The following is a 2,032-nucleotide window of genomic DNA, read 5'->3' as shown; positions in this document are numbered from 1 at the left end:
GGCCGAACCGCGCCTGCGCATCGAGGTGGACTGCGCGCCGGGGCCGGGCGCCCCGCGCGCCTGGATCCGCTTCATCGACAACGGCCCCGGCATCGCGCCCGAGGTGCTGGCGCGCCTCACGCGCGAGCCGGTCACCACGCGCGCGGCCACCGGCGGCAACGGCATGGGCCTGATGTTCTGCCAGCGCGTGATGCAGGCCGCCGGCGGCGCCATCCGCCTGCAGTCCGCGCTGGGCCACGGCACCACGGTGGAGCTGGCCTTCGAGCGCGGCGTGCAGCCGGCGGTCGGCGCGGCCTGAGCGCGCGGCACGGCCGTCCACCGGGGGGTGTTGCCTCCGGGACAACCCCGTCCGCCGGGCGCTGCGCGCCGGGCTAGCATGGCCGCCACGATTCCAACCACTTCGGAGACCGACTCATGCTGGGCCAGATGCAGAGCCAACCGCTGCTGATTTCCAACCTCATCGTGCACGCCGAGCGGCACCACGGCGCCACCGAAATCGTCTCGCGCCGGGTCGAGGGCGACATCCACCGCACCAACTGGCGGGCGGTCTCGCGCCGCTCGCGCCAGGTGGCCAACGCCCTGGACGCGCTGGGCCTGGGCTTCGGCGATCGCGTGGCCACGCTGGCCTGGAACGGTTATCGCCATCTGGAACTGTATTTCGGCGTCAGCGGCACCGGCCGGGTGCTGCACACCCTCAACCCGCGGCTGCACCCCGAGCAACTGGTGTGGATCGTCAACCACGCCGAAGACAAGGCCCTGTGCTTCGACATGAGCTTCCTGCCGCTGGTCAAGGCGGTGTGGAGCAAGTGCCCGACGGTGAAGCACTGGATCGCCCTGTGCGATGCGTCCGCCTTGCCCGCCGACAGCGGCATTCCCGGCCTGCAGAGCTACGAGGCCTGGATCGGCGCGCAGAAGGACAGCTACGCCTGGCCCGAGTTCGACGAGAACACCGCCTCCAGCATGTGCTACACGAGCGGCACCACCGGCAACCCCAAGGCCGCGCTGTACTCGCACCGCTCCACCACGCTGCACGCCTACGGGGCGGCCATGCCCGACGCCATGGGCTGCTCGGCGCGCGACAGCATCCTGCCCGTGGTGCCCATGTTCCACGTCAACGCCTGGGGCCTGCCGTACTCCGCGGCGGCCGTGGGCTGCAAGCTGGTGTTCCCCGGTCCGGCGCTGGACGGCAAGTCGGTCTACGAACTCATCGAGGCCGAGGGCGTGACCATGGCCGCCGGCGTGCCCACGGTCTGGCAGATGCTGCTGGCGCACCTGCAGCAAAACCAGCTGAAGTTCAGCACCCTCAAGCGCACGGTGATCGGCGGCTCGGCCTGTCCGCCGGCCATGATCAGCGCCTTCAACGACCTCTACGGCGTCGACGTGCTGCACGCCTGGGGCATGACCGAGATGTCGCCGCTGGGCACGGTGTGCACGCTCAAGAACGCCCAGCTCGCGCTGCCGGCCGACGAGCAGCTCAAGGTGCGGCTCAAGCAGGGCCGCACCATTTTCGGCGTGGACATGAAGATCGTGAACGAGGCCGGCGACGAGCTGCCCTGGGACGGCAAGAGCTACGGCGACCTGCTGGTGCGCGGCCCATGGATCATCGCCAGCTACTTCAAGGGCGAGGGCGGCGACCCGCTGCGCTACGACGCCCAGGGCCACGGCTGGTTCCCCACCGGCGACGTGGCCACCATCGACGCCGACGGCTTTATGCAGATCACCGACCGCAGCAAGGACGTGATCAAGTCCGGCGGCGAGTGGATCAGCTCCATCGACGTGGAGAACATCGCCATGGCCCACCCGGCCGTGGCCATGGCCGCCTGCATCGGCATGAAGCACCCCAAGTGGGACGAACGGCCCATCGTGGTGGTGGTGAAGAAGCCCGGCGCCGAGGTCACGCGTGAAGAATTGCTGAAGTTTTACGAGGGCCGCATCGCCAAGTGGCAGGTGCCGGACGACGTGGTCTTCGTCGACGCCATCCCGCTGGGCGCCACCGGCAAGATGCAGAAGATGGTGCTGCGCCAGCAGCTCC

The 2,032-nt window shown here is 69.7% G+C and carries 2 protein-coding genes; both read left to right on the top strand.

Annotated features, from left to right (window positions below; translation table 11 throughout):
• On the top strand, positions 1-298 hold a 298-nt coding region (locus BGO22_RS14375), incomplete at its 5' end, for an ATP-binding protein (protein WP_286851440.1).
• A gap of 116 nt (positions 299-414) precedes the next feature.
• On the top strand, positions 415-2,032 hold a 1,618-nt coding region (locus tag BGO22_RS14370), incomplete at its 3' end, for a 3-(methylthio)propionyl-CoA ligase (RefSeq protein WP_286851439.1).

The sequence above is a fragment of the Hydrogenophaga sp. 70-12 genome, from assembly GCF_001897365.1.
In the GTDB taxonomy this organism is placed as follows: domain Bacteria; phylum Pseudomonadota; class Gammaproteobacteria; order Burkholderiales; family Burkholderiaceae_C; genus Hydrogenophaga; species Hydrogenophaga borbori.
This window is presented reverse-complemented; position numbering and strand designations above follow the sequence as displayed.